Origin of the sequence: Mycobacterium simulans, from assembly GCF_900232995.1 — a bacterium.
GTDB classification, from domain to species: Bacteria; Actinomycetota; Actinomycetes; order Mycobacteriales; family Mycobacteriaceae; genus Mycobacterium; species Mycobacterium simulans.
In genome coordinates, this window is record NZ_OCVX01000005.1 from 131,636 (window position 1) to 156,770 (window position 25,135).

The following is a 25,135-nucleotide window of genomic DNA, read 5'->3' on the forward strand; positions in this document are numbered from 1 at the left end:
CTAACGCGTTGGCCCCGAGCATTGAACTCAAGCCGTGGACGTGCCCCACGCCGGACGATCCCCGGCTACCACGCGTTCCGCGGCAATGCCGACATCATCGCCGGACGATCGTTTCACGGGCGGCTCGTTCCTGTGAGCGCTCAACCTGTCCTGCCCAACCTCGGCAACGAGGGTGGCGGCTTCTCCGCGGGCCAGCGCCACCGTCGCAGTGATTACGACCACGACGGCAGCGATCAAGACAAACGCCTCAGGGCCATCGGCTTCCAGCGTCTCGCCGAGCACGGTCACCCCAAGCACGGTGGCCACTATGGGCTTGGCCACCGTCATCGTCGGCAATGAGGCGGTCAGAGCGCCGGCGCGAAATGCCGATTGCTGGAAGATCATCCCGGCCAGCGCCACCAGTATCCAGGGATAGAACTCCGGAGCACGCAGCACGGCGGAAAGGCCATCCTCGGCGACCTCGACGACACCCTTGGTCAGTACCGCGAACAGCGCCAGCGCTGAACCGGCTACCACAGCCAGCAGCACCGCCGCTTGCGGACGGCCAGCCCACACCCGCGCCGCCACCACACACAACAACAACGCCGTACCCATTACTGCGCCGACGATGATCCACGTGTGCAGCGGCGCTCGTTGGTGGCCCGCCGTCGGGTCGCCGACGATAATGACAACCGCCAACGCACCAGCGAGTGCGACCGCCCAAATCCACTCCCAGCGAGTGATCCGGTGATGGGCGAACCGCGCGTAGATCGGCAGGGCGAACAGCAGCGCGGTCACTTGCAGTGACGTCACCAGCATCACCGATGCCCACGCCAGGGCCAACGCTTGCAGGCTGTAGTTGAGAACTGCCGCCATGCCACCCAACCACCACTGGGTGTCACGCAACGACATGCCAAACAGCTCGAGGTGGCCCACCTGTTTGTCGGTGATCTCATGCGCGGAACGTTGCCGGACCACATCGCCGATCGCGGATGCCAGCGCCGCACACAGGGCGATTATCGCGGCGATTTCAACCTTCGACATGGGCGACCTCGATTCCCTGCGACCCACCAGCGTTGCCCCGCGGCAGCCGACTATGCACCTGTTGTTCGCTGGCAGTTCAACAACGACCGTATGGCGCTGCACCGTCTCGATGCCGTTGAACCGTTCGCGAATCCCCTCGATAGTTCCTGATCAAGCTATGCAGCGCCTGTAGCAAGCTATGCAATAGCTATGAGAAGCCTGGGACGGACGGCGGCGGCACGCCGGCTATGCCCGGCCCACCAAGCCCCCAATGCCTAACCCCCGAACAGCAACTGTTCCACGGTACCGGGCTAGTGGTTGTCACCGCACTTGCGTGCCGGCGACGATCCCGATTCGTTACCCAAGCGCTACGCCGTGGAGTCCGCCGCTACGGCATTGCAAGCTGACCGGTGACTTCCACCTTGCCGGTAGGACCGGTAGGACCGGTAGGACCAGCCATCATTGCGGCCTCGTCGCGGGCCAGGGCAACGGTAGAGACAGCTACCACAACCACAGCAGCCAGCAACGTCAACACCTGTCCCTCGCCGGTGTGCACCACCTCGCCGAGCACGGTGATCCCGAGCACCGACGCAATCAACGGCCTGGCCACCGTTATCGTCGGCAACGACGCGGTCAGCGCGCCCGCGCGCAACGATGATTGCTGAAACATCAGCCCGATCGGCAGGACGACGATCCAGGCATAGAACTCTGGGCTGCGAAGCAGTGTCGGCAAGCCCTTGCCGAGTTCGGCCACCACTCCCTTGGTCAACACCGTGAACACCGCCAGCGTTGCCGCCGATGCCACTGCCAGCAGCACCGCGGACATAGGGCCCGAAGCCATCCGTGCCCCCACCACGCAGACAACCAGAGCTGGAATCAGCACGACGGCGACCACGGCCCACGTCGACCATGGAGCCCGGGTATGGCCAGCCGAAGGATCGCCGGCCATGACGACGACCGCCACCGCGCCGGCAAGCAACACCGCCCACATGCTCTCCCTGGCGGTACACCGGTGATGAGTCAGGCGGGCATCGATCGGCAATGCGAACAGTAGCGCCGTGGCCTGCAGCGATTGGACCAACACCACCGACCCCATGGTCAGCGCGACAGCCTGCAGCGTGAAGCTCAGCAGCGCCGCCATACTGCCCAACCACCACTGGACGTGCCGCAGCGAGAGGTGGAATAGCGTGAAGTGGCCAACCTCCTCGCTGGTGACTTGTTGCGCAGACCGCTGCAGCACCACATATCCGATGCCGGCGAGCAGCGCCGCCGCCAGTGCGAGCAGCGTCGCGACGCCAACGTTGGCCATAGCTGATCTTCCTCCAACATTCGGCCCGGGAGCAGTCGCGTAAATCGGGAAGTTAGGCAGTTGTTCAATAATGACTCGGGTGCCCTAGACGTCACAACCGGAACTTTTCCGTTCAAATGGTTGGGTTACCCGCCAAAAAGCACTGGTGATAGTAGCGGCGTACCACCCTACGAGCTGCTTGAATACTGTGGGAACCGGTTGGGAAAACCTGACGACGGCGCTGGGCCGCAATAGACCTGTCGACCGTAGAGGTGCCGCTTCGCGCGGCAGATGCGCGGGATAGCGACCGCGCGAAGGGTGCAAAGGGCTAGGTGACGAGCACATGATGGCTGACGAAACCCGGATCAACGAACCATCCGGTCCGGTCCAGGGGCCGGTGCCGGGCCCCCCGTCCGGGGCGACACCACGCCCGGGACCGCGTCCCGGGCCCCGGCCAATGCCACGACCCACGTCGCACCCGATGGCAACACCCCTGTCCAGCGACCCACATCGGTTCGGACGTGTCGACGACGACGGCACGGTATGGCTGATCAGCGCCGTCGGTGAGCGCATCGTCGGCTCCTGGCAGGCCGGCGACCCCGAAGCCGCGTTTGCGCATTTCGGGAGGCGATTCGACGACCTGAGCACCGAGGTCACGCTGATGGAGGAGCGGTTGGCGTCGGGGACCGGCGATGCCCGCAAGATCAGAGCCAACGCCATAGCGCTCGCCGAGACGCTGCCAACCGCATGTGTGCTGGGCGATGTCGAAGCGCTCGCCAACCGATTGAACACCCTGCGTGAGCACGCTGATGCCATTGCCGCCGCGGATCGCTCCAAGCGCGAGGAGCATCGAGCCGCTCAGACCGCCCGCAAGGAAGCGTTGGCGGCCGAGGCCGAGGAGCTGGCCGCCAACTCGACCCAGTGGAAGCTCGCCGGTGACCGGCTCCGGGCGATTCTGGACGACTGGAAAACGATCAGCGGTTTGGATCGCAAGGTCGACGACGCGCTGTGGAAGAGGTATTCGGCTGCCCGGGAAACGTTCAACCGGCGGCGTGGATCGCATTTTGCTGAACTGGACCGCGAGCGATCGGGCGTCCGGCAGTCCAAGGAACGGCTCTGCAAGCGGGCCGAAGAATTGTCCGACTCGACGGACTGGACCGCTACCAGCGCGGAATTCCGCAAGCTGCTTACCGAATGGAAGGCGGCCGGCCGAGCGAGCAGAGATGTGGACGATGCCCTGTGGCACCGTTTCAAGGCCGCCCAGGACGTGTTCTTCACCGCCCGCAACGCGGCCACGGCGGAGAAGGACGCCGAGTTGCGCGCCAATGCCGCCGCCAAAGAGGCGCTTCTGGCCGAGGCGGAAAAACTCGACACCAGCAATCACGACGCCGCCCGCGCGGCGCTACGGTCGATCGCCGAAAAGTGGGACGCAATCGGCAAGGTGCCGCGGGAGCGATCCGCCGAGTTGGAACGGCGGTTGCGTGCGATCGAGAAGAAGGTGCGCGACGCGAGCGAATCGGATTGGTCCGACCCACAGGCGCAGGCCCGCGCGGAGCAATTCCGCAGCCGGGCCGAACAGTTCGAACACCAGGCCGCAAAGGCCGCCGCTGCCGGCCGGACCAAGGAAGCCGAAGAGGCAAAGGCGAACGCCGAACAGTGGCGGCAATGGGCTGACGCAGCCGCTAACGCACTGACCCGCAGGCCCTAACGATCGTCGTCTCGGTCAGTGTCGGCGCCGGCATCCGGGCCGTGTTCCGGCGTACCCGGGTCGTCCAGGCTATCCAGCAGCGTCTGAGACTGTCGCTCCGCGACGGCACGACGACGCTGTTCCTCAGCCGCGAGTTGCACGATGGTGCGCGACCACACCACCCGACCCCAGTGAAACGTCAACACCATCACGGTGATCCACGACACGACGAGCCCCACACCCGGACCGGGATGACCCACGGCCACGGTCTGGCGCGACCATACGGCGAGCAGCCCGGTGCCACTGGCCAGCGCCGAACCCACCAGCGCCACCCAGGCCAGCGCCCACCGCCGCGTCATCAACGCCAACATCGAGAAGCCGATGCTGAACACCAGTGCCAGCCAAACAAAGACCCGCGACGGTAGCGCCACCGCGGCCGCGGCGGCGCCGTGAGTGCCAAACAGCACGTCCCATCCCCGCACGGTGCCGGTGTGCGGCAAGATAAACGATCCCAGCAGCACAAACACCAGGATCGCGACAACGAGAGCCCTGGCACCGGGATCGATCTCACGAGCAACCCGGCGCTCAGCCGCCTCAATTTCATCCCGGAAGGCATTGAAATCCCGGAAATCCGCCAAGTTCTGTTCTCCGTTCAAGTTCCGCATCCCGCGGGTGCGACGGCGGGAACGGGTTGTCCGACGCCGGGCATACCCAGACCGACGCCGCGTGGCCGCTGCCCTGCCGCGTGCGCGTCACCGGCACGGGTGCGGCGGTGAGTCAGGATGCCGGCGTCGGCGATGAGATGGTGTGGCGCGGCGTCGGTGACCGTCGTGATGATGATGTCGCCAGGACGCACCTGCTGATCGCCTGGCGTGAAATGGACCAATCGACCATCCCGTGCCCGCCCGGTCATGCGTGACGTACGGGTGTCCTTGCGTCCTTCGCCGGTGGCGACTAGCAGTTCGACGGTGTGCCCGATCAGGGCATGGTTGGCCTGCAGCGAGATCTTCTCCTGCAGCTCGACTAGTCGTTCATAACGTTCCTGCACAACGGCCTTCGGCAGCTGCCCGTCGAGTTCGGCCGCCGGCGTTCCGGGCCGCTTGGAGTACTGGAAGGTGAACGCGGCCGCGAACCGGGCCTTAGCCACCACGTCGAGGGTCGCCGCGAAGTCCGCCTCGGTCTCGCCTGGAAAGCCCACGATCAGATCGGTGGTGATGGCGGCGTGCGGCATCGCGGCTCGCACCCGCTCGATGATGCCCAGATAGCGCTCGGCCCGATAGGACCGCCGCATCGCGCGCAGGATTCGGTCCGATCCGGACTGCAGCGGCATGTGCAGTGCGGGGCACACGTTCGGCGTCTCAGCCATCGCCTCGATGACATCGTCGGTGAACTCGGCCGGGTGCGGGGAGGTGAACCGGACACGCTCCAGCCCGTCGATCTGGCCGCAGGCCCGCAGCAACTCGGCGAAGGCGCCCCGATTACGGGGCTGGGCTGGGTCGGCAAACGAGACCCCATAGGCATTGACGTTTTGGCCCAGCAGCGTGACTTCGAGGACGCCTTCGTCCACCAGAGATTGCACCTCGGCCAGGATGTCGGCCGGATTGCGGTCGACCTCCTTGCCACGCAGCGACGGGACAATGCAAAAGGTACAGCTGTTGTTGCAGCCGACTGAGATGGAAACCCAAGCGGCATAAGCGGATTCGCGGGCGCTGGGCAGGGACGAGGGAAACTGCTGTAGCGCCTCGGCGATCTCCACTTGGGCGACCTTGTTGTGCCGGGCCCGGGCGAGCAGGGTCGGCAGTGACCCGATGTTGTGAGTGCCGAAGACGACGTCGACCCATGGCGCCTTGCGCAGCACGACCTCGCGGTCCTTCTGGGCCAGACAACCACCGACCGCGATTTGCATGTCCGGATTGCTGCGCTTGCGGGGCGCCAGGTGACTGAGATTGCCGTACAGCTTGTTGTCGGCGTTTTCACGGACCGCGCAGGTGTTGAAGACCACCACGTCGGCGTCGACGCCGTCGACCGCGCGCTGGTAGCCAGCCGCTTCCAGCAGGCCGGCCAGCCGCTCGGAATCGTGGACGTTCATCTGACAGCCGTAGGTACGGACCTCATAGGTGCGCGTCGACTGCGCCTGTGCACCAGGCGCAGCCTGGGCGTGTCGCGCCACCATCGAAGTCACGTCGGCCATGGTACGGCGACTGACCCCGTCGGGCCGAGTCAGCCTCGACAGCCTAGACCCGCCGGCGCTCCCGTTCGGCGGCCAGCTCGGCGACCACCACCTCACATGCAGTGGTCTGGCTGTACCCACGCCGGGCCAGCATCGCCACCAGCCGGCGACTCACCCGCGCTTCGTCCGCTAGCGTCTCCCGGCGCAATCGGGCCCGTACCAGCTGTTCGGCCCGTGCCCGCTCAGCCCCGGCGTCGATCCCGCCCAGCCCCGTGGTGATCACGTCGTTGTCGACACCTTTGGTATGCAGCTCAGCGGCCAGCGCGCGCTTGCTCTTTCCCGCATTCGCGCGCCGGGACTGCACCCACTGTTCGGCGAAGTCGGTGTCGTCCACTAACCCAACGGCGGCCAGCCGATCCAAGACCCGGTTACTGATGTCGTCGGGGTACCCCCGCTTTGCCAACTGGCCTGCGAGCTCGGCCCTGGTCCGTGCTCGCGCGGTGAGCTGGCGCAGGCAGAATGCCCGCGCCAGCTCCTCACGAGACGGCTCAGAAGTCGACGGGGGCGGGCAGGACGTCGTCATCGGTCACCACTGCACCAATGCCAAGCTTTTCCTTGATCTTCTTCTCGATCTCGTTAGCGATGTCGGCGTTCTCCGTCAAGAAGTTGCGGGCATTCTCCTTGCCCTGGCCGAGCTGCTCGCCCTCGTAGGTGAACCAGGCCCCAGACTTGCGGATAAAGCCCTGATCCACACCCATGTCGATCAGCGAGCCTTCCCTGCTGATGCCTTTGCCGTAGAGGATGTCGAATTCGGCCTGCTTGAACGGCGGCGACACCTTGTTCTTGACGATCTTGACGCGGGTGCGGTTGCCGACCGCATTGGTGCCGTCCTTGAGCGTCTCGATCCGCCGCACGTCCATGCGCACCGATGCGTAGAACTTCAAAGCCTTTCCGCCCGTTGTTGTTTCGGGCGAGTTGTGCACCATCACCCCGTCGACGAAGTAATTGTGGTTGCCTTCTACCTCGATATCGAACCGATTCATCGAGCGGGTGTGTGGTTTGACGTACACATCCAGAACCCGGGACGGCACCAGCCGCTGAGTCGGTTCAACGAATTGCGGTGTCACCTGACTACGACCGCGGAATCGAGGCAGTAGCTTGTACTCCATGGACGGCGCCATGTAGGGGGCTACCACCTCTTGGAACTTCGCTGTCGCCTCCGTGGAGAACACCAGCACCGCCTTACCGGCTGAGCCGGCTTGCCGCAAGCGCACGTCCAATCCATGTGTATCGCATAGGTAGTCGCGCAATCGCAGTCGTGTGCCTTCTGTCATTGCTTCGACACATATTTCAATGCGCCCACTTCCACCGGTGGTACGTTCCTGCAACCCCTTGGAGCGCAAGGTGAATGATCCGTCATCCATGTACCAAATGGCCAGGGCAAGCGGTGTCAGCGCCTTCAGATACTCCTCAGAGAAGAACTTCTTGCCGTCGCCGAGGTACACCGCGCGCTGTAATTCGGCAAGCTCGACCAGAGGAGAGAAATCGATGAACTGTGCACCCTTGGCGTTTTCCCTCACTGAGTGCTTGATGTTGCCCAGCAGTGCCGCCTTCCACTGGAGGTAGTCGACCTGCTTAGCACCATGCCCGAGCCTGAATCGAACTCCGTTGCGGTCTCGCCGATTAGCAGACAAGTTTCCATCACCCATCAGCGAACCCAACACCACCTGAAACTGCTGGTCGCTAAGCAGATGCGGTTCCGCAGCCAGCACTCGGTCACCGGCAATGAGATCACCGGCTTCCGTCCAGCCTCCCGGCGTACGGATGAGGTGATTGGGCGTCGCCGCGAATTGCGACTTACCGTTACCGCCGGACTTCTCGACGGTGAATTGCAGGAACTGTTCAGCCGGGCCGTTATTGAACCAGTTCACTACCTTGCGAGGCACAATCCGGTCCGTCTCCGGGTCATAAGACAGCACCTCGACATCCATCTTGTTATTGACGATCTTGCCGATCTTTTCGGTGGTGCCGTCGGCAAGCGTCACTCGAGTCGAATAGTTCATGCATCCGAACATCACACCGATCTTGTCGCGAAGCTGGTTGATGAAGATCGCCGTGGTTCCCGAATTGTTCAGCGCACCAGTCATTTTCCGCAGCGCCTGGCTCATCAGCCGGGCTTGCAAGCCCACGTGGCTGTCCCCCATCTCGCCTTCGAGTTCCGCGCGCGGCACCAGCGCCGCCACGGAGTCGATGACCACGATGTCAAGAGCGCCGGAGCGGATCAGCATGTCGGCGATCTCGAGTGCCTGTTCACCGGTGTCCGGCTGGCTGACCAGCAGCGAATCGGTGTCGACACCGAGTTTCTTGGCGTACTCCGGATCCAGCGCGTGCTCGGCGTCGATGAATGCCGCGACACCACCGGCGGCCTGGGCATTGGCCACCGCGTGCAGTGCCACGGTGGTCTTACCCGAGGACTCCGGGCCGTATATCTCCACGACCCGGCCACGCGGCAGGCCGCCGATGCCTAGGGCGACGTCCAGTGCAATAGACCCGGTCGGAATGACCGAGATCGGCTGACGTACCTCGTCGCCGAGGCGCATCACCGATCCTTTGCCGTAACTCTTCTCGATCTGGGCCATCGCCAGCTCGAGAGCCTTCTCGCGATCGGGGGCTTGCGTCATGGTGCCTCTCCTGTAGTCGGTGTTCGGTTGACCGGTATCGGTCGGTTAGCCGTGACACTAGAGATGGCCACCGACAAAATCGGATCCCGAATGATCACCACAGTAGCCGAACACGTGTTCGATTCAAGTCAGACACGCCGCATGTGGCAATATCGCTCGATATCGGCTGACAGAAAGCGCATGGACATCTCGGCGGTACTGACCGAAATTTCCTCCTATGGAGGGTTTTTCGCGCTCACTGTGGGTGGGGACGCGGCAGGGTGGCATCCCCTCGTCCAGTCCTACGCCGACGGGTACGCGGACTTGATCGACGCCACCCTCACGCGCTACCACACGACAGAAATGCGGGTCGGCGCCTCCCTGGTGCACCTCGGCCATGCCGCCCGGCTCTGGTCGCCCGTTCTGGCCTGCGTGTTGGGCCACGGCGTCGTTCCCGACCTGTCTGACCTGCAGCGCGCCGATGACGGAGCGCGGCTCCGACTGCCCGAGCCCGTCGGCGAACCCGTCTCCCCTTCCCCCGAACTCCTGTATCGCATGGTCGTGCAGGACCATATGGAACCCTTTGCGGCCGGCCTGCGCGTCACCCTGGCTCCCGGCCTGCTGTACGGCAACATCGCGTCCGCCCTCGCCGGAGCGTCACAGGCCCTGCTTGCGGCGCGGCCGGACTTGCGTCGGCCGATCGTCGAGATCACCAACGACCTGCTGGGGACCAGCTGCCTTGCCGGGTCGGGTGTGATCACCAGCGACGGGTTGGACTTCAAGCGCCGCAGCTGCTGCCTCTTCTACCGCATCCCCGGCGGCGGCAAATGCGGCGACTGCCCGCTCTGATCCACCGAGTCTGCGGTGAGTGCGCAACTTTGCCGCTCACCACTGATCGCGAGGAACGTCGAAATCGGCGCATAGCGCCCGCCAGACGTCGCGGGGCTCGACACCGTCCTCTATCGCTTGCGCGGCGGTACGGCCGTCGAAGCCCGTCAACACGTGATCGACCAACACCGACGCGCCATAAGCGGCGCCAAATCGCAGGGTGACCCGCTCATGGAACTCTGTCAGCCGCACGCCAGCCAACATACCCAGCAAGCTAGCCCGCTAAGGCCAACGCTTCGTGACACACCCGCACCGGATCGGCGACTCCGCCGACACTGGAGGCGGCTGTTATCGCGGCCTCTCGGTATCGCGGCGACGACAGCACCTCATTCACCGCGGCCACCAACGCGTCGGCGGTCACCGGCCGGATCAGCCGCGCACTGCCCTGACGTGCGACCCGATTGGCCATCTCCCACTGATCCCCGCCGCCGGGCACCACCACCAAGGGCACCCCGGCCAGCAGTGTCTTGGCGACCATCCCGTGACCACCGCCACAGACCACCAGATCGGCGTGGGTCAGCAGTTCGTCTTGCCGTCCCAGCCCCGCCGCCGCCCACGACGGCAGCGCCAAATCCGGCCCCTCCAGCCGCGAGACCACCAAACGCGATCCCGGTGGCAGGGTGTCCCCCGGCCTCAGACATTGCAGCGTGAGTTCGACCAATCCGATGGTCCCGGTCATTGCGGTAGACGGCGCGACGACAATCACCGGTCCGGAACCTGGCGGAATGTCCAGCACCCGATCGGTCGGCTCGAAGTGCAAGGGGCCCACCACAACGGCCTCGACTGGCCAGTCGGGGCGCGGAACCTCCAGCGCGGGCAAGGTGGCGATGAGCCGTCGCAGCGGCCCCGGGTCACGGGCCGGCAGTCCGATCTCGACCCGCACGGCCGCGCGTTGCCGCAGGCCCGCACGCCAGGACCGCGCCGTAAGTGCCCGCATCACGGCGTCCCTCAACCGACCACGGATGCCGGTGCCTGGCGCCAACCCGCTGCCGATCGGCGGAAGCCCTTTCGACGGCAGGTACAGCGGATGCGGGTTGAGTTCAATCCACGGAATCCCAAGCAATTCGGCGGCCATGCCACCGCACGCGGTGATGACGTCGGATACCACGAGATCGGGGGCCAACTCACGTAGCGCCGGCACATTGAGCACGGCCATCCCTGCGGCCCGCCGATGGATCCTGGCCCCGGCGTCCACATCGTTGTCGATGGCCGCCAGCCCGTCCAGTTCGACGGTGTCAACGCCGGCAGCGCGCGCGGCCCCGATCCACTCCACCCCAGTGAACAGAGTGGGCGTATCGCCCGCCTGCTGGAAGCGTTGGCACAGCGCGATCGCGGGAAACGAATGCCCGGGATCCGGCCCGGCGACCACGGCAACGCGCATCTGCCTTACCCTGCCACAGCGCCCCGGTCGTAGGCTGGCAACCATGACCGAGCTGACCGAGACAACCACCGACAACATCCGCACGGTCGAGGGTTTCCTGAACGCCCTGCAGGATGAGGACTTCGAAACCGCAGACGCCGCATTGGACGACAACCTCGTCTACCAGAACGTCGGTCTGCCCACGATCCGCGGCCGCAGCCGAACTATGAAGCTGATCCGCCGCCTGGAAGGCCGCGCCGGATTCGAGGTCAAGATCCACCGCGTTGCCGCCGACGGCGCCTCAGTGCTCACCGAACGCACGGATGCGCTGGTCGTCGGTCCGCTTCGGCTTCAGTTCTGGGTCTGCGGCGTGTTCGAGGTCCACCACGGACGAATCACATTGTGGCGGGACTACTTCGATTTCTTCGACATGTTCAAGGCGACGCTCCGCGGTGTGGCCGCGCTCTTCGTACCGTCCCTCAAGGCGACGTTGTAGGTCGATGAGCAACGACACCGTCCGTACCAAGCCCAACGCGCTGCAGTTCATCCGCTACTGCTGCGGCGGGCGGCTGCCTGACTCGATGCGGGACTGGGTGCGCAACGACCTGACGGGCAAGGGTGCGACCTTCAGGATGATGAGACGGGTCTTCGTTCCGGCCGTGCTGGTGGTCGCCCCGTTCTGGTTGATCCCGACCACGCTGGACGTCCACCTGAGCATGACGCTGCCGATTCTCATTCCGTTCGTGTACTTCTCGCACGCGCTCAACAAGATTTGGCGCCGTCATATGCTGCGGGTGCACGGTCTCGACCCCGAGCTGGTCGACGAACGCGCCCGGCAACGCGACGCCCATATCCACCGGGCTTATATCGAACGCTATGGCCCACGACCGGAAACCACGCAGGGCGACGGCACATAACGACCGGCCGCTCGGTAGCGCGGTCATCCGGGCGGGCCGGCGACCGCGCTAGCCCCGTGGCAACCCGCCGAGTTCGTCGAACGCCTGCGCCCAACCCAACAGGCGGTCAGTCGCGCCGACCAGCTCCGCACGGTACCGCTGTTGAGCAGGCGCAGCCCCACCCTCGCCGTTCGCCGATGAAACCAATTGCGCTGCGGCGGTGACCATTTCGTTGTACTGACGGACACCGGCGCTCAACTGCGTGGTGAACGCATTAATGGTGGGCACCAAATACTCACGTGACGATTCGGAGTACTGAGCCGCCCGCTCCATCGACGCGACCTCGGCGGCGGTGGCCGCCATCGCCGCCGACGTCTGGTTGGCCGCGGCCGTCAAGTCTCGTATTTCGGATGCCGGCAACATATCGCCGCGCTCCATCACACCCAGCAACGAGAAGAACCCGCGTTCGGAAGCGACCAGCGCAGACATCGCGGGCCGCGCCGCCGAACCCGGCGGAGGCAACCGACGGGTGCCCGCCGGCCGCTGCGCCGGCAGCGGCTCCGACCGCAGCCAGCGGTAGCGAAACAGCAACAGCGTCGCGGGAATGGTCAGGACAACCGCGATTGCGCCGGTGATTTGCAGCAGCAAGGTAAACCAGCCCCAGGCCGCCAACACCGCTGTCACCACTGCCCAGAACACGCACCCCGCAGCACATATCAGACCCCACCGCAGCGCGCGTCGGCGACGGCGCAGCAATCGTGCCCGGGGATCGGTTGCCGCGCTGATCTTCAGGGCAACCAAGTCGGATAAGTCAGCGGCGGTGTCAAGTGCACGCTGCAGTAGCGAACGCCACTGCCCGCGCTGATGTGACTTCACCGCCATCTGAAAACCGGCCGCCTTACTGCTGGCCGAACGGCTTCTCGGCGATTGGCCCACCGGGAGTCTCGGTGGTCGGGGTGACTCCAGGAGCAGCTGCGCCGCCGGCTGGCAGCGCTTCGCCGCGCATCGACGCCCGGATTTGCTCCAGCCGAGAATGCCCGGCCATCTGCACGCCCGCCTGCTGGACCTCGAGCATGCGGCCTTGCACAGAGCTTTGTGCAAGTTCGGCCTGTCCCAACGCGTTGGCGTAGCGACGTTCGATCTTGTCGCGCACCTCGTCGAGGGTTGGGGTATTGCCCGGCGCCGCAAGCTCACTCATCGACCGCAGCGAGGCGCTGACCTGCTCCTGCATCTTTGCCTGCTCGAGTTGGCTGAGCAACTTGGTGCGCTCCGCGATCTTCTGCTGCAGAACCATGGCGTTCTGTTCGACTGCCTTCTTGGCCTGCGCCGCCGCCTGCAAGGCCTGGTCGTGCAGCGCCTTGAGGTCTTCGACGCTCTGTTCGGCGGTCACTAGCTGGGCGGCGAACGCCTCGGCGGCGTTGTTGTACTCCGTCGCCTTGGCGGCGTCTCCGGCGGCGGTGGCTTGGTCGACCAGCGTCAGCGCCTGACGGACGTTGACCTGTAACTTTTCGATGTCAGCTAGCTGCCGATTGAGCCGCATCTCCAGCTGTCGCTGGTTGCCGATCACTTGCGCGGCCTGTTGCGTCAGCGCCTGATGAGTGCGCTGCGCCTCCTCGATGGCCTGTTGAATCTGGACTTTGGGGTCGGCGTGCTCGTCAATCTTGGAGCTGAACAGCGCCATGAGGTACTTCCACGCCTTTACGAACGGATTGGCCATCAGTTAGCTCCGCCTTCGCTTCTTCGTGCTGGATGGGCACATAACCCTGTCGCTCAATTTAACGGTTCAGCGCGACTCGCCCCACCCATGGTGCTTATCTGGTCGAGACGGGACGCTCAGGCCACGGCCAGAGACGCGACCGGGGGGATGACGACCTTAGTGCTGGCATCAATACTGGTGCCGCTTGGCGCGGTGGCCGCAACAGTGCTGGCCGCACTCTCCAAATGCGCCATCCGTTCTGCCGCATCGGTGAGCATCTGCGACAACGGGACCTGTAAGGCATCGCAAATCGCGTTGAGCAGCTCGCTGGAGGGCTCCTTGCGGCCACGCTCGACCTCCGACAGATAACCGAGGCTCACCCGCGCTGAATCCGACACCTCGCGCAGCGTCCGGCCCTGCGAAGTCCGGGCTCCGCGCAGCACGTCGCCTATGACCTCGCGCACCAATGACGCCATCGTGGTCTCCTTCGTCCGGTCACGCCTGTTCGGCACCCAACGTTCTACATCAACGCCGGCACCGGTGGGTTGGTTCCCGCTCGATCAAGATCCGCGACTAGACCAGCGAACTTCCCTGATGGTCGATGCAACATAGTCGACACCGGTGACCACGGTGAGCACGATCGCGGCAACCATCACTACCTCTGCGGACACGTGGAGCGGACCCGAAAGCGGCAACACGAACAACCCGATCGCCACCGCCTGGACCACAGTTTTGAGTTTGCCGCCCCAGCTGGCGGGAATGACGCCCCGGCGGATGACGGCCAACCGCAACACAGTCACCCCAAGCTCGCGGCTCATGATCACCACAGTGACCCACCACGGCAAGTCACCCAGAATCGACAACCCGATCAATGCCGACCCGATCAGCGTCTTGTCCGCGATCGGATCAATAAACGCGCCGAATTCAGTCGCCATTCCATAGTTGCGGGCCAGCAGGCCGTCGAATCGATCGGTAATGCAAGCGGCCGCAAATATCGCCCACGCCACGACGCGGGCCGTGGTGTGGTGACCGCCCCCGTAGAACAAAGCGAGCAAGAAAAGCGGAACCATCAGCAGCCGCAACAGCGTCAGGATATTGGCGAGATTGGCGATACGGGCGCGGCTTGTCAATTGACCTGTTTCAGTCTGCCCCGACACGGCAACAGAATAACGGGTTGACCAGCCCATGCGACCCCCCGATGTCGATACTGTTCACACGTGAGCGAAAGTCCACGGGATTACCGGCCGGTGGTCCGGCGCGCGCGAACATCTGATGTGCCCGCGATCAAACAACTCGTCGACACCTACGCGGGAAAGATCCTGCTGGAAAAGAATCTCGTGACGCTCTATGAAGCCGTCCAAGAATTCTGGGTCGCAGAACACGAAGGCAAAGTGGTCGGTTGCGGAGCACTGCACGTGTTGTGGTCCGACCTCGGCGAAATCCGTACCGTGGCAGTCGACCCCGCGATGACCGGCCACGGCATTGGCCACGCGATCGTCAGAAGGCTTCTCGACGTCGCCCGCGAGTTGCAGCTGGAGCGGCTGTTCGTGCTGACCTTCGAAACCGACTTCTTCAGCAAGCATGGGTTCACCGAGATCGAAGGCACACCGGTCACCGCGGAGGTGTTCGAGGAGATGTGCCGCTCCTATGACATCGGCGTCGCCGAATTCCTGGATTTGAGCTACGTCAAGCCCAACATCCTGGGCAACTCACGAATGCTGCTGGTCCTTTAATCCCGCGAGCAGACACAGAATCGCGCTCGCGAGGTCCGCGGAGTGCGATTCTGTGTCTGCTCGGCGTTACTCGGGCTCGTCCTCCGAGCCGCCGGACCCGCCCCGGATCAATGCCAGCGTTCCCGCCAGCTCGTCGGGCTTGATCAAAACCTCGCGCGCCTTCGACCCCTCGGACGGCCCCACGATGCCGCGCGTCTCCATCAGATCCATCAAGCGGCCCGCTTTGGCGAAACCGACCCGAAGCTTGCGCTGCAGCATCGAGGTAGAGCCAAACTGACTGGACACCACCAGTTCCACGGCCTGCAGGAAGACGTCCATGTCGTCGCCGATGTCAGGGTCGACGTCGGTGCGTTCGCCGGTGGGCTTGGCGGTGGTGACGCCCTCGGTGTACTCGGGTTCGGCCTGGTCCTTGCACGCGGTGACGACGGCGTGAATCTCGTCGTCGGTGATGTAGGCGCCCTGCAGCCGGATCGGTTTGCTGGCGCCCATCGGCAAGAACAGGCCGTCACCCATCCCGATCAGCTTTTCCGCGCCCGCCTGGTCCAGGATCACCCGGCTGTCGGTGAGCGACGACGTCGCAAAAGCCAACCGGGATGGCACGTTCGTCTTGATGAGCCCGGTGACCACGTCAACCGACGGGCGCTGGGTAGCCAGCACCAGATGGATGCCGGCCGCGCGGGCCTTTTGGGTGATCCGCACGATGGCGTCCTCGACGTCGCGGGGCGCGGTCATCATCAGGTCCGCCAGCTCGTCGACGATCGCAACGACGTACGGATAGGGTCGGTATTCGCGCTGGCTGCCCAATGGCGCCGTGATGGCACCGGATCGCACCTTCTCATTGAAGTCGTCGATGTGGCGCACGCGGGATGCCTGCATGTCCTGGTAGCGCTGCTCCATCTCGTCGACCAGCCAGGCCAGTGCGGCGGCCGCCTTCTTCGGCTGGGTGATGATCGGCGTGATCAGATGCGGAATGCCTTCGTACGGCGTCAGTTCCACCATCTTCGGGTCGATCAGGATCATCCTGACCTCTTCCGGGGTGGCCCGGGTCAACAGCGAAATCAGCATGGAGTTGACGAAGCTGGACTTGCCCGATCCGGTGGAGCCGGCGACCAGCAGGTGCGGCATCTTGGCCAGGTTGGCCGAGATGAAGTCGCCTTCGATGTCCTTGCCCAGCCCGATCACCAGCGGATGGTGGTCGCGGCGGGTGGACGGCGCGGTGAGGACGTCGGCGAGCCGCACCATTTCCCGGTCGGTGTTGGGTACCTCGATGCCGACGGCGGACTTGCCGGGGATCGGGGCCAGCATGCGAACGCTCTCGGTGGCGACCGCGTAGGCGATGTTCTTCTGTAGCGCGGTGATCTTCTCTACCTTGACGCCGGGCCCCAGCTCGACCTCGTAGCGGGTGACGGTGGGTCCGCGGGTGCAGCCGGTGACGGCCGCGTCGACCTTGAACTGGGGGAGCACTTCCCCGATCGCGCTGGCCATGTGGTTGTTTGCGGCGCTGCGTTTCTTGGGCGGGTCGCCCGCGATCAGCAGGTCCAGGGGCGGCAGCGTGTAGGGACCTTCGACGACCCGGTCGAGGGTCTCGGTCTCCTTGCGTGACCGGCGGCGGGAGCGCGTGACGGCGGGTTCGGGAGTGGTCGGTATGTCGTCCTCGACTTGCGGAGATTGTGCCGACGGCCACGCCTGTGGTCCGTCATCGAACGCCTCGTCGTAATAGCCATCAGAAAAGTCCTCACGCGCCACTTCTACGGTGTCCGCGTCGTCGCCGGGGAAGTCACCGTCAAAGTCCTGGTCGTCGTAATCGTCGTCGTAATCGCGCTGGAATATCCGGGTGCCGAACATGCCGCGCAAGGCATCCGGCACCTCACGGATGGTGATGCCGGTCAGCAGTAGCAGCCCGAACAATGCGCCGATGAACAACAACGGCGCGGCGATCCAGGCAGTCAACCCTTCGGATAGCGGCCCGCCGATCGCAAAGCCAACGAAACCCGCTGCGCGCCGGCGCAACTCCGGCGCTTCGGGAGAGCCCGCCCACAGGTGACGCAGGCCGAGAACCGATAGTGCGATCAGGCTGGCGCCAAGGATCAGCCGCGGCCGCGCGTCGGGATTTGGCGGGGTTCGCATCAACGCCACCGCCACGCCGGCGGCAACCAGTGGGAGCAAGACGACAACCGAGCCGATGAAAGTGCGCAGCACCATGTCAACCCACGCGCCGACGGGGCGGGCAGCATCAAACCACGAACTCGCCGCAACGATAACGGCAACTCCCAGCAGAACCAGCGCAATTCCGTCGCGGCGGTGCCCCGGCTCGATGTCGCGGGCTCGCCCGATCGATCGCGCCGCGCCGCCCGTGCCCTTGGCGGCCATCACCCAGGTCGCTCGCATGGCCCGGCCGCAGGCCAGGCCGGCCGCGACCAGCAGGGACTGGTTGCGCCGCCTGGCCGGCCCGCTCGGGCGCTTGACGGGCTGGCTCGCACGCTTTCTGGGCGCACTCGATCGCCCACTTCGCGATGCGCCCCGCGAACTGGCCTTTGACCTGCTCGTTCGGGTTCCGGAGCGCGCGACGGTCTTACTAGCCATGCCCGCAAGCCTAGTCGCAAATACACCATCTGCACCACAAGCCACACTGGTAACGGACGTGTGCCCGTCCCGTTACCTCTTAAACCATGAGTAGGGTGAAAAACATCACCCCCGGCAGACTCAGGAGGCCCTGCATGCCCGTCGTCGTCGTCGCCACCTTGACCGTCAAACCGGAGTCGGTCGACACCGTCCGCGAGATCCTGACCGCCGCGGTCGAAGAGGTGCACGGCGAACCTGGCTGCCAGCTGTACTCACTGCACCAAACTGGCGAGACCTTCGTCTTCGTCGAGCAATGGGCCGACGAGGAGGCGCTGAAAGTGCACAGCACCGCCCCCGCGGTCGCCAAGATGTTCACCGCCGCCGGCGAGCACCTGACCGGCCAACCCGATATCAAGATGCTGCAGCCGATTCCCGCCGGAAACTCAAGCAAAGGACAGCTTCGCCCCTAATGGTTCGGCCAATGGAAGGCCGCGTTGCCTTCATTACCGGCGCCGCGCGCGGCCAGGGCCGCGCCCACGCGGTGCGGCTGGCAGCAGACGGCGCGAACGTGATCGCGGTCGACGTATGCGAGCAGATCGCCAGCGTGCCCTATCCGTTGGGCACCGTTGACGACCTGGCGGAAACCGCGAAGCTGGTCGAGGACACCGGCGCCCGCATCGTGGCCAGACAAGGCGATGTCCGTGATCGCGCTTCGCTGTCGGCCGCTGTGCAGGCGGGGGTTGACGAGTTCGGCCGGCTCGACATTGTCGTGGCCAACGCCGGCATCGCGCCCATGCAGTCTGGCGAGGACGGCTGGCGCGACGTCATCGACGTCAACCTCACCGGCGTGTACCACACCGTTGAGGTCGCCATACCGACGATGGTCGATCAGGGTACCGGCGGGGCGATCGTGCTGATCAGTTCGGCCGCGGGGTTGGCCGGCCTCGGCAGTGCCCATGCCGGGGCTATTGGCTATGCCGCCGCCCAACACGGGCTCGTCGGATTGATGCGCGTGTACGCCAATCTGCTTGCACAGCACAACATCCGGGTCAATTCGATACATCCGGCCGGGGTCGACACACCGATGATCAACAACGAGTTCACCCGACAGTGGCTTGCCGCCCTGGTCTCGGAGTCCGATTCGCCGCCGGACATGGGCAACGCGCTGCCGGTAGAGATTTTGCAGCCCGACGACATCGCCAACGCGGTTGCATGGCTGGTGTCCGACCAGGCGCGCTATATCACCGGCATCACCTTGCCGGTCGATGCGGGCTTCATGAATAAGCGGTAGACGATGGCTCGAAATCCTGCTGCTCAGACCGCTTTTGGCCCAATGGTGTTGGCGGCCGTCGAACAGAATGAGCCGCCGAGCCGGCGGCTGGTGGATGACGATATGGCCGACCTATTCTTGCCCAGACCGTTGCGCTGGCTAGTCAGCGCCACTCGGCCGGCGGCGCTCAGGCGCCTTTTCATCAGCTCGTTGGAGTGGTCCGGCCCCGGCCTGTGGGCGAATCTGGTCTGCCGTAAACGGTTTATCGGCGACAAGCTCGCCGAAGCACTTGACGACATCGACGCGGTAGTGATCCTCGGCGCCGGATTGGATACCCGGGCCTATAGCTTGACCCGGCAGGTCCGTATCCCAGTCTTCGAGGTGGATCTGCCGATCAACATCGCTCGCAAGGCCAAGACGGTGCGGCGGGTGCTGGGCGAGTTGCCGCTGTCGGTTCGATTGGTAGCGGTGGATTTCGAGCACGACGACCTGCTTACCGCACTGGCCGAGCACGGCTACCAAACCGAATACCGGGTCTTCTTCATCTGTGAGGGCGTGACGCAGTACCTCACCGAGAAGGCGGTCCGGAGGACCTTGGAGGGATTGCGCGCAACCGCAGCGGGCAGCCGCATCGTATTCACCTACGTCCGCAAAGACTTCATCGAAGGGACGAATCGGTATGGCACCCGGACGCTGTACCGCTCAGTCCGACAGCGAAGGCAACTGTGGCACTTCGGTTTACAGCCTGACGACGTAGCTGGATTCATCACCGAGTACGGATGGCGCCTGGTGGAACAGGCCGGGCCCGACGAGCTTGTCGAACGCTTTGTCAAACCCACCGGGCGCAAACTCAAGGCTTCACAGCTGGAATGGTCCGCCTACGCCGAGAAGAAGTAGGGCGCTTCAGACCTCGATGACCGTGGGCACGATCATCGGCTGCCGACGGTACGTCTCGCCCACCCACTTGCCGACGGTGCGACGTACACCTTGAGCGATGCGGATCGGATCGACGACGTTGGCGGCCACCAACTGTTCCATCTCTGCCTCGACCTTGCGCACCGCTGGCTCCAGCGCCTTGGGGTCCTCGGAGAAGCCGCGTGAATGTAGGTGTGGCGCAGCCACCGGACGCCCGGTGCCACGCTTGACCACCACCGTCACCGCGACGAAACCCTCCGACAAGATAAGGCGCTCACCCAAGGTGATATCGCCGACGTCGCCGGTGATCAGGCCGTCGACAAACATCTTGCCGACCGGAACCGCCCCGCTGATGCTGGCCTTGCCAGCCACCAGGTCGACGCTGACACCGTTCTCGGCCAACAGAATTGACTCCTCCGGTATCCCAGTGCTGGCGGCTAGCTTGGCGTTGGCCCGCAGGTGCCGCCACGTCCCATGCACCGGCATGACATGACGCGGCCGTACCCCGTTGTACAGAAAGAGCAACTCTCCGGCGTACGCGTGGCCCGAAACATGCACCCGCGCTTGGGCATTGGTGACAACCCGAGCACCGATCTTGGAGAGCGAGTCGATGACTCCGTAGACCGCTTCCTCGTTGCCGGGAATCAGTGACGACGACAACACGATGAGGTCGCCCGCAGTCAGGGTAATGCTGCGATGCTCGCCGCGCGACATCCGTGACAACGCCGACATCGGCTCGCCCTGGGTACCGGTGGTGACCAGCACGACCTTTTCGGGCGGCATCATCTCCGCTGCGGCTATGTCGATGAGGTCGGAGTCGGCCACTCGCAGGAAACCTAGCTGGCGAGCAATTCCCATGTTGCGCACCATCGATCGGCCGACAAACGACACCCGACGGCCCAATGCGACTGCGGCATCGATGATCTGCTGTACCCGATCCACATTAGAGGCGAAACATGCAACGATGACCCGCCCGTCGGCCCCCCGAATCAGCCGGTGCAACGTCGGGCCCACTTCGCTTTCCGATGGCCCGACACCGGGATGCTCGGCGTTGGTGGAGTCGCACAGGAACAAATCCACACCGGCGTCACCGAGCCGAGACATACCAGGCAGATCGGTGGGGCGACCATCCAGCGGTAGTTGATCGAGCTTGATATCGCCGGTGAACAAGACCGTGCCCGCGCCGGTGTAGACGGCGATGGCCAGCGCATCCGGGACGGAGTGGTTGACGGCGAAATATTCGCACTCGAACACACCGTGCTCGGTGCTTTGCCCCTCCGCGACTTGGACTAACACCGGTTTGATGCGATGTTCACGGCATTTCGTGGCGACCAGCGCCAGGGTGAACTTCGAACCAACGATTGGGATGTCGGGCCGCAGCTTGAGTAGGTATGGGATTGCCCCAATGTGGTCCTCATGCGCATGGGTCAGTACCAGCGCCTCGATGTCGTCGAGCCGGTCTTCGATATGGCGCATGTCCGGCAGGATCAGGTCGACGCCCGGCTCGTCGTGCGTGGGGAACATTACCCCGCAGTCGATGATCAGCAGTCGACCCAGATGCTCGAAAACCGTCATGTTGCGACCGATTTCGCTGATACCACCCAGCGCGGTTACCCGCAACCCACCCACGGTCAGGGGACCTGGTGGCGCGAGCTCTACATCCACTTGTGGGCCGCCCTTTGGTTCACCTGAGCACCGAGGCGGCGCGCATGTCCTCGGCCAATGCATCCAGCTGCTCGGGTGTCGCGGCCACCTGCGGCAACCGGGGAACGCCGACGTCGAACCCCTGCAGCCGTAGGCCCGCCTTGGAAAGCGTGACTCCACCCAGGCGGCTCATCGCGTTGTAGAGCGGGCTGACCGCGACGCTGATCTTGCGTGCGGTGGCGATGTCCCCAGATTGGAAGGCGGACAACAACTCTCGCAACTGACCGGCCGCAACGTGAGAGATCACGCTAATGAAGCCGGTCGCGCCCATAGCCAGCCAGGGCAGGTTGAGCGCATCGTCGCCGGAGTAATAGGCCAGTCCAGTGTCGGCGATGATCTGAGCGCCGCTTGGCAAGTCGGCTTTGGCGTCCTTGACGCCGACGATGTTGGGATGCGACGCCAGCTTGCGCAACGTGTCGGGCTCGATCGGTACACCAGAGCGCACCGGGATGTCGTAGAGCAGCACCGGCAGCTCGGTCGCATCGGCGACGGCGGTGAAGTGCGCCAACAGCCCGGACTGCGGCGGCCTCGAGTAGTACGGGGTGACGACCAGGAGCCCGTGCGCGCCTTCGGCCGCGCAGGCCTTGGCCAGCCGGATGCTGTGTGCGGTGTCGTAGGTGCCGGCGCCGGCTATTACCCGAGCCCGGTCACCTACCGCTGCCAGGACGGCGCGTAACAGCTCTAGTTTCTCGTCATCGGTAGTAGTCGGTGACTCGCCCGTGGTGCCCGAGACGACCAGGCCGTCACACCCCTGGTCCACCAGGTGATTCGCTAGTCGTGCCGAGGCGGCGGTATCGACGGACCCGTCGGCGCCGAACGGTGTAACCATCGCGGTCAGCAGGGTTCCCAGGCGTGCCGGGGCGTCGAATCCGACGGTACTCACGGTTTCCTAGGTTACCTGGCGCTTTATCGCCGCCGCGAGCGTGCGTGTTTGTTCAGCGACACGCCGCGCGGGCAGTACATTTTCGCACCGTCGCGGCGGGTCAGGCTTCGGTCGCCAGCGGACTAGTCGCGACCTCGGTGCCGTCGGCCAAGGTCGAAACCTCGAAGTCGGCGAACACCGCGGGCGCGACGTCGACGAGCTGGCGCAAGCACTCGATGGCTAGCCGCCGGATTTCGACGTCGGCGTGTTCGCTGGCGCGCACGGCGATGAAGTGCCGCCACGCCCGGTAGTTGCCGGTCACGACGATGCGAGTTTCGGTGGCATTGGGCAGCACGGCGCGAGCGGCCTGGCGTGCCTGCTTGCGGCGCAGCACTGCGTTTGGCTGATCAGCGAACTTGGCTTCCAGCTTGGCCAGCAGGTCGGTGTAGGTGGCTCGGCTGGCGTCGGCGGCTGCGGTCAGGATCTGGCGCAGTTCGGGGTCGTCCTCCATGCCGGGCGGCATCACGACCTGCGAGTCTTTCTCGGGCACGTAGCGCTGCGAGAGTTGCGAATAGGAGAAGTGCCGGTGCCGGATTAGCTCATGAGTACACGATCGCGAGATGCCGGTGATGTAGAACGACACACCGGCGTGCTCAAGCACCGAGAAGTGTCCGACGTCGATGATGTGCTTGATGTAGCCGGCGTTGGTGGCGGTCTTCGGATTGGGCTTGGACCAGCTCTGGTAGCAAGCCCGGCCGGCGAATTCGACGAGCGCGGAACCCCCTTCCGCGTCGGTTGTCCAGGGCACATCCGAGGGTGCCAAGAACTCGGTCTTGGCGATGAGTTGCACGCGCAGCGGCGCGGTCTTTGCCACGGCTGATCACCTTAACGCGGCGACGGTACGCGGCGTGCCATCAGACGAGTTCGGTCCGGCAGGTCAGTTGTGGCGCGCGGCTCAGGCGGGTGTCCGCGGTGAGCAGAGGAATGTCGAGGTTGGTGGCCAGAGCCACGTAGAGCGCGTCGTAAAAACTCAAGTTGTGCCGCAAGCTCCACGCGCATCGGGCTAGTACCCCGACGTGTGGATAGCGATCGTCGATCAGCGGGGCGGCGACGCGTAGCGCCGTATCGGCCTCCCTGGCGCTGATGTGCCCCGCCTGCTCGTGGCGGCGCAGCACGTTGCCGACCTCGGCGTCGATCAAATGCGGTGCGTGCCGCCGCATCTCGGGCAGTCGCGCCCGCAGCGCATCGGCGGCGTCGGTCTTGGCGATCAAGGCCAGTACGAGCGCGGACGCGTCGATAACGTAGTCGTTCACCGCCGGTCCGCGGCCAGATCGGCAAGGATAGATTCCCGCGTCGCCCCCGGCGTTTCGCTTTCCCTACGTACGACCTCCATGGCTGCCAACGCCTCGGCCGCGGTGGGACGGCTCGCGAAGTCGATCACCCAGTCGCGCATGTAGGACTGGATGGAGCGTCCCGCCGCTCGAGCGCGCTTGCGAATCACCTCGTACGCGTCTTCGGGGATCTCCCGGATCTGGATTGTCGCCATAGCGCCACTTTAGCGCTATAACGCTAATACGGCCGTATGGTTTCCTTGATACGGTTAGCCGTATGAAGACGACGATCAACCTTCCCGATGAGTTGGTACGAGAAGCGCAGGAATTGGCTCGCCGGGAGCGGACCACTCTGCGGGAGTTGATCGAAACAGGCCTGCGGGCCGTGATCAAACAGCGCTCGGGCGGTTCGTCGTTCGCCCTCCAAGACGCCAGCGTCGCCGGTCACGGTCTCCAGCCGGCCTTCCGTAACGCATCGTGGGGACAAGTGCGGGACGCCATCTATGAGCAACCCGAATGATCGCCGTCGACACGAACATCCTGGTGTATGCGCACCGGCGCGACGCGGAATTCCACGACGAGGCCGCCGAGCGCATCAAGGAATTGGCCGAAGGTAGATCTGCGTGGGCGATTCCATGGCCCTGCCTGCACGAGTTTTTCGCGATCAGCACGCACCCCAGGATCTATGACCCGCCGAGCACACGGAACCAGGCCGTCGCGCAGATGGGCGCCTGGCTGGCCTCACCCAGCCTGACGATGCTCGGCGAGCCCGCCGGTTACTGGGATCAGCTCAAACACGTGCTTGCCAGTGGACGAGTAACCGGTTCGATGGTGCACGATGCGAGGGTCGCCGCGCTGTGCGTTGCGCATGGGGTTCGCGAGCTGTGGTCGGCCGATCGCGACTTCGGGCGATTCAGTTCGGTTCTGGCCGTGCGGAATCCATTGACCGGCTAACCTAATTAACGTTGCGGCACCGCTTTTGCGCTCGATGGGCGCGGACGAACGCGAACACAGCTACGTCCCCATCGAATTGGATTGCCAACCGCGCTGCGAGAACCGCCGGTCGACGGCATTTGTTGATGAGAGAGATGCCCGATCTGGAGTATTGCGT

27 protein-coding genes and 1 pseudogene are annotated in these 25,135 nt (G+C 64.6%); 10 read left to right on the top strand and 18 right to left on the bottom strand.

Annotated features, from left to right (window positions below; all coding sequences use genetic code 11):
• Positions 1 to 27: 27 nt before the first annotated feature.
• Both MSIMFI_RS19250 and MSIMFI_RS19255 read right to left on the bottom strand, forming a co-directional pair.
• The gene (locus MSIMFI_RS19250; protein ID WP_191498714.1) at positions 28 to 1,023 is read right to left on the bottom strand and encodes a DMT family transporter; all 996 of its coding nucleotides are present in this window, start codon (positions 1,021 to 1,023) and stop codon (positions 28 to 30) included.
• Positions 1,024 to 1,390: 367 nt separating this feature from the next.
• On the bottom strand, positions 1,391 to 2,311 hold the full coding sequence (locus tag MSIMFI_RS19255; RefSeq protein WP_191498715.1) for a DMT family transporter: 921 nt from the start codon (positions 2,309 to 2,311) through the stop codon (positions 1,391 to 1,393).
• 322 nt (positions 2,312 to 2,633) lie between these two features.
• Here MSIMFI_RS19255 and MSIMFI_RS19260 point away from each other — a divergent pair, with 322 nt between their 5' ends.
• Positions 2,634 to 3,998, top strand: a complete 1,365-nt coding sequence (locus MSIMFI_RS19260; protein WP_191498716.1) for a DUF349 domain-containing protein — start codon at positions 2,634 to 2,636, stop codon at positions 3,996 to 3,998.
• Here MSIMFI_RS19260 and MSIMFI_RS19265 read toward each other — a convergent pair.
• The 4 genes from MSIMFI_RS19265 to recA form a co-directional block, all read right to left on the bottom strand.
• Entirely contained in the window at positions 3,995 to 4,642 is a 648-nt protein-coding gene (locus MSIMFI_RS19265; protein WP_186242546.1) for an Rv2732c family membrane protein, read from the bottom strand. The genes MSIMFI_RS19260 and MSIMFI_RS19265 overlap by 4 nt on opposite strands.
• Positions 4,630 to 6,150 (bottom strand): tRNA (N6-isopentenyl adenosine(37)-C2)-methylthiotransferase MiaB, encoded by a 1,521-nt coding sequence (miaB, locus tag MSIMFI_RS19270; RefSeq protein WP_224770359.1) that lies wholly within the window; start codon positions 6,148 to 6,150, stop codon positions 4,630 to 4,632. Before miaB ends, MSIMFI_RS19265 begins: the two co-directional genes overlap by 13 nt.
• A gap of 61 nt (positions 6,151 to 6,211) precedes the next feature.
• Positions 6,212 to 6,730, bottom strand: a complete 519-nt coding sequence (gene recX / locus MSIMFI_RS19275; RefSeq protein ID WP_191498718.1) for a recombination regulator RecX — start codon at positions 6,728 to 6,730, stop codon at positions 6,212 to 6,214.
• The gene (recA, locus tag MSIMFI_RS19280) at positions 6,696 to 8,828 is read right to left on the bottom strand and encodes an intein-containing recombinase RecA (protein ID WP_191498719.1); all 2,133 of its coding nucleotides are present in this window, start codon (positions 8,826 to 8,828) and stop codon (positions 6,696 to 6,698) included. The genes recX and recA overlap by 35 nt, the downstream gene beginning before the upstream one ends.
• Before the next feature lie 180 nt (positions 8,829 to 9,008).
• On the opposite strand from recA, the gene MSIMFI_RS19285 reads away from it, so the two are divergent.
• Positions 9,009 to 9,656, top strand: coding sequence for a (2Fe-2S)-binding protein (locus MSIMFI_RS19285; protein WP_191499084.1), 648 nt, complete (start codon positions 9,009 to 9,011; stop codon positions 9,654 to 9,656).
• 36 nt (positions 9,657 to 9,692) lie between these two features.
• On the opposite strand, the gene MSIMFI_RS19290 is transcribed toward MSIMFI_RS19285, so the two are convergent.
• On the bottom strand, positions 9,693 to 9,887 hold the full coding sequence (locus MSIMFI_RS19290) for a DUF3046 domain-containing protein (RefSeq protein ID WP_449870966.1): 195 nt from the start codon (positions 9,885 to 9,887) through the stop codon (positions 9,693 to 9,695).
• Between the two features lie 22 nt (positions 9,888 to 9,909).
• Entirely contained in the window at positions 9,910 to 11,076 is a 1,167-nt protein-coding gene (locus MSIMFI_RS19295) for a glycosyltransferase (protein ID WP_191498720.1), read from the bottom strand.
• A 43-nt stretch (positions 11,077 to 11,119) separates the two neighbouring features.
• On the opposite strand from MSIMFI_RS19295, the gene MSIMFI_RS19300 reads away from it, so the two are divergent.
• Entirely contained in the window at positions 11,120 to 11,551 is a 432-nt protein-coding gene (locus tag MSIMFI_RS19300; RefSeq protein ID WP_191498721.1) for a limonene-1,2-epoxide hydrolase, read from the top strand.
• A gap of 4 nt (positions 11,552 to 11,555) precedes the next feature.
• Positions 11,556 to 11,972, top strand: coding sequence for a DUF5313 domain-containing protein (locus MSIMFI_RS19305; RefSeq protein ID WP_191498722.1), 417 nt, complete (start codon positions 11,556 to 11,558; stop codon positions 11,970 to 11,972).
• Positions 11,973 to 12,020: 48 nt separating this feature from the next.
• Here MSIMFI_RS19305 and pspM read toward each other — a convergent pair whose 3' ends face one another.
• From pspM to pgsA, 4 genes are all read right to left on the bottom strand, one after another.
• Entirely contained in the window at positions 12,021 to 12,833 is an 813-nt protein-coding gene (gene pspM, locus MSIMFI_RS19310; RefSeq protein ID WP_191498723.1) for a phage shock envelope stress response protein PspM, read from the bottom strand.
• Between the two features lie 16 nt (positions 12,834 to 12,849).
• Positions 12,850 to 13,668: a phage shock protein PspA gene (gene pspA, locus MSIMFI_RS19315; protein WP_186242537.1), complete on the bottom strand. Its 819-nt coding sequence runs from the start codon at positions 13,666 to 13,668 to the stop codon at positions 12,850 to 12,852.
• Positions 13,669 to 13,784: 116 nt separating this feature from the next.
• Positions 13,785 to 14,123 carry a transcriptional regulator ClgR gene (gene clgR / locus MSIMFI_RS19320; protein WP_191498724.1) on the bottom strand — a complete coding sequence of 113 codons (339 nt, stop codon included), beginning with the start codon at positions 14,121 to 14,123 and terminating at the stop codon, positions 13,785 to 13,787.
• A gap of 84 nt (positions 14,124 to 14,207) precedes the next feature.
• Positions 14,208 to 14,804 (bottom strand): CDP-diacylglycerol--glycerol-3-phosphate 3-phosphatidyltransferase, encoded by a 597-nt coding sequence (pgsA, locus tag MSIMFI_RS19325; RefSeq protein WP_191498725.1) that lies wholly within the window; start codon positions 14,802 to 14,804, stop codon positions 14,208 to 14,210.
• 60 nt (positions 14,805 to 14,864) lie between these two features.
• Between pgsA and MSIMFI_RS19330 the strand changes: the two genes are divergently transcribed.
• Complete coding sequence (locus tag MSIMFI_RS19330) at positions 14,865 to 15,380, top strand: amino-acid N-acetyltransferase (RefSeq protein ID WP_191498726.1); 516 nt, start codon at positions 14,865 to 14,867, stop codon at positions 15,378 to 15,380.
• 66 nt (positions 15,381 to 15,446) lie between these two features.
• On the opposite strand, the pseudogene MSIMFI_RS19335 reads toward MSIMFI_RS19330, so the two are convergent.
• Positions 15,447 to 18,020, bottom strand: a pseudogene (locus MSIMFI_RS19335) (DNA translocase FtsK 4TM domain-containing protein); the annotation flags it as partial.
• A 77-nt stretch (positions 18,021 to 18,097) separates the two neighbouring features.
• Here MSIMFI_RS19335 and MSIMFI_RS19340 point away from each other — a divergent pair.
• From MSIMFI_RS19340 to MSIMFI_RS19350, 3 genes are read left to right on the top strand one after another with little or no spacing between them, the layout of a single operon-like run.
• Complete coding sequence (locus MSIMFI_RS19340; RefSeq protein WP_191498728.1) at positions 18,098 to 18,412, top strand: putative quinol monooxygenase; 315 nt, start codon at positions 18,098 to 18,100, stop codon at positions 18,410 to 18,412.
• On the top strand, positions 18,412 to 19,233 hold the full coding sequence (locus MSIMFI_RS19345) for a mycofactocin-coupled SDR family oxidoreductase (protein WP_191498729.1): 822 nt from the start codon (positions 18,412 to 18,414) through the stop codon (positions 19,231 to 19,233). Before MSIMFI_RS19340 ends, MSIMFI_RS19345 begins: the two co-directional genes overlap by 1 nt.
• A gap of 3 nt (positions 19,234 to 19,236) precedes the next feature.
• Entirely contained in the window at positions 19,237 to 20,109 is an 873-nt protein-coding gene (locus tag MSIMFI_RS19350) for an SAM-dependent methyltransferase (RefSeq protein WP_191498730.1), read from the top strand.
• Between the two features lie 6 nt (positions 20,110 to 20,115).
• Here the strand turns inward: MSIMFI_RS19350 and MSIMFI_RS19355 are convergent, their stop codons facing one another.
• The 5 genes from MSIMFI_RS19355 to MSIMFI_RS19375 all read right to left on the bottom strand — a co-directional run bounded on the left by MSIMFI_RS19355 (position 20,116) and on the right by MSIMFI_RS19375 (position 24,239).
• On the bottom strand, positions 20,116 to 21,792 hold the full coding sequence (locus MSIMFI_RS19355) for a ribonuclease J (protein ID WP_191498731.1): 1,677 nt from the start codon (positions 21,790 to 21,792) through the stop codon (positions 20,116 to 20,118).
• 19 nt (positions 21,793 to 21,811) lie between these two features.
• The gene (gene dapA / locus MSIMFI_RS19360) at positions 21,812 to 22,714 is read right to left on the bottom strand and encodes a 4-hydroxy-tetrahydrodipicolinate synthase (RefSeq protein ID WP_191498732.1); all 903 of its coding nucleotides are present in this window, start codon (positions 22,712 to 22,714) and stop codon (positions 21,812 to 21,814) included.
• 100 nt (positions 22,715 to 22,814) lie between these two features.
• Positions 22,815 to 23,567: an FAD-dependent thymidylate synthase gene (thyX, locus tag MSIMFI_RS19365; protein WP_191498733.1), complete on the bottom strand. Its 753-nt coding sequence runs from the start codon at positions 23,565 to 23,567 to the stop codon at positions 22,815 to 22,817.
• A 40-nt stretch (positions 23,568 to 23,607) separates the two neighbouring features.
• On the bottom strand, positions 23,608 to 24,006 hold the full coding sequence (locus MSIMFI_RS19370; protein WP_191498734.1) for a type II toxin-antitoxin system VapC family toxin: 399 nt from the start codon (positions 24,004 to 24,006) through the stop codon (positions 23,608 to 23,610).
• Positions 24,003 to 24,239: a FitA-like ribbon-helix-helix domain-containing protein gene (locus MSIMFI_RS19375; RefSeq protein ID WP_191498735.1), complete on the bottom strand. Its 237-nt coding sequence runs from the start codon at positions 24,237 to 24,239 to the stop codon at positions 24,003 to 24,005. Before MSIMFI_RS19375 ends, MSIMFI_RS19370 begins: the two co-directional genes overlap by 4 nt.
• Before the next feature lie 62 nt (positions 24,240 to 24,301).
• Between MSIMFI_RS19375 and MSIMFI_RS19380 the strand changes: the two genes are divergently transcribed.
• On the top strand, positions 24,302 to 24,544 hold the full coding sequence (locus MSIMFI_RS19380) for a type II toxin-antitoxin system VapB family antitoxin (protein ID WP_191498736.1): 243 nt from the start codon (positions 24,302 to 24,304) through the stop codon (positions 24,542 to 24,544).
• Positions 24,541 to 24,978 carry a type II toxin-antitoxin system VapC family toxin gene (locus tag MSIMFI_RS19385; protein WP_191498737.1) on the top strand — a complete coding sequence of 146 codons (438 nt, stop codon included), beginning with the start codon at positions 24,541 to 24,543 and terminating at the stop codon, positions 24,976 to 24,978. The genes MSIMFI_RS19380 and MSIMFI_RS19385 overlap by 4 nt, the downstream gene beginning before the upstream one ends.
• Positions 24,979 to 25,135 lie beyond the last annotated feature (157 nt).

Excerpts from the sequence above, each read along its gene's own strand:
- MSIMFI_RS19250 (WP_191498714.1), bottom strand. The coding sequence starts at position 1,023 with ATGTCGAAGGTTGAAATCGCCGCGATAATCGCCCTGTGTGCGGCGCTG.
- MSIMFI_RS19255 (WP_191498715.1), bottom strand. The coding sequence starts at position 2,311 with ATGGCCAACGTTGGCGTCGCGACGCTGCTCGCACTGGCGGCGGCGCTG.
- miaB (WP_224770359.1), bottom strand. The coding sequence starts at position 6,150 with ATGGTGGCGCGACACGCCCAGGCTGCGCCTGGTGCACAGGCGCAGTCG.
- recA (WP_191498719.1), bottom strand. The coding sequence starts at position 8,828 with ATGACGCAAGCCCCCGATCGCGAGAAGGCTCTCGAGCTGGCGATGGCC.
- clgR (WP_191498724.1), bottom strand. The coding sequence starts at position 14,123 with ATGGCGTCATTGGTGCGCGAGGTCATAGGCGACGTGCTGCGCGGAGCC.
- MSIMFI_RS19375 (WP_191498735.1), bottom strand. The coding sequence starts at position 24,239 with ATGGCGACAATCCAGATCCGGGAGATCCCCGAAGACGCGTACGAGGTG.
- MSIMFI_RS19295 (WP_191498720.1), bottom strand. The coding sequence starts at position 11,076 with ATGCGCGTTGCCGTGGTCGCCGGGCCGGATCCCGGGCATTCGTTTCCC.
- MSIMFI_RS19260 (WP_191498716.1), top strand. The coding sequence starts at position 2,634 with ATGATGGCTGACGAAACCCGGATCAACGAACCATCCGGTCCGGTCCAG.
- pspM (WP_191498723.1), bottom strand. The coding sequence starts at position 12,833 with ATGGCGGTGAAGTCACATCAGCGCGGGCAGTGGCGTTCGCTACTGCAG.
- MSIMFI_RS19305 (WP_191498722.1), top strand. The coding sequence starts at position 11,556 with ATGAGCAACGACACCGTCCGTACCAAGCCCAACGCGCTGCAGTTCATC.
- MSIMFI_RS19300 (WP_191498721.1), top strand. The coding sequence starts at position 11,120 with ATGACCGAGCTGACCGAGACAACCACCGACAACATCCGCACGGTCGAG.
- MSIMFI_RS19385 (WP_191498737.1), top strand. The coding sequence starts at position 24,541 with ATGATCGCCGTCGACACGAACATCCTGGTGTATGCGCACCGGCGCGAC.
- MSIMFI_RS19350 (WP_191498730.1), top strand. The coding sequence starts at position 19,237 with ATGGCTCGAAATCCTGCTGCTCAGACCGCTTTTGGCCCAATGGTGTTG.
- pspA (WP_186242537.1), bottom strand. The coding sequence starts at position 13,668 with ATGGCCAATCCGTTCGTAAAGGCGTGGAAGTACCTCATGGCGCTGTTC.
- MSIMFI_RS19265 (WP_186242546.1), bottom strand. The coding sequence starts at position 4,642 with ATGCGGAACTTGAACGGAGAACAGAACTTGGCGGATTTCCGGGATTTC.
- recX (WP_191498718.1), bottom strand. The coding sequence starts at position 6,730 with ATGACGACGTCCTGCCCGCCCCCGTCGACTTCTGAGCCGTCTCGTGAG.
- MSIMFI_RS19345 (WP_191498729.1), top strand. The coding sequence starts at position 18,412 with ATGGTTCGGCCAATGGAAGGCCGCGTTGCCTTCATTACCGGCGCCGCG.
- MSIMFI_RS19380 (WP_191498736.1), top strand. The coding sequence starts at position 24,302 with ATGAAGACGACGATCAACCTTCCCGATGAGTTGGTACGAGAAGCGCAG.
- MSIMFI_RS19285 (WP_191499084.1), top strand. The coding sequence starts at position 9,009 with ATGGACATCTCGGCGGTACTGACCGAAATTTCCTCCTATGGAGGGTTT.
- MSIMFI_RS19340 (WP_191498728.1), top strand. The coding sequence starts at position 18,098 with ATGCCCGTCGTCGTCGTCGCCACCTTGACCGTCAAACCGGAGTCGGTC.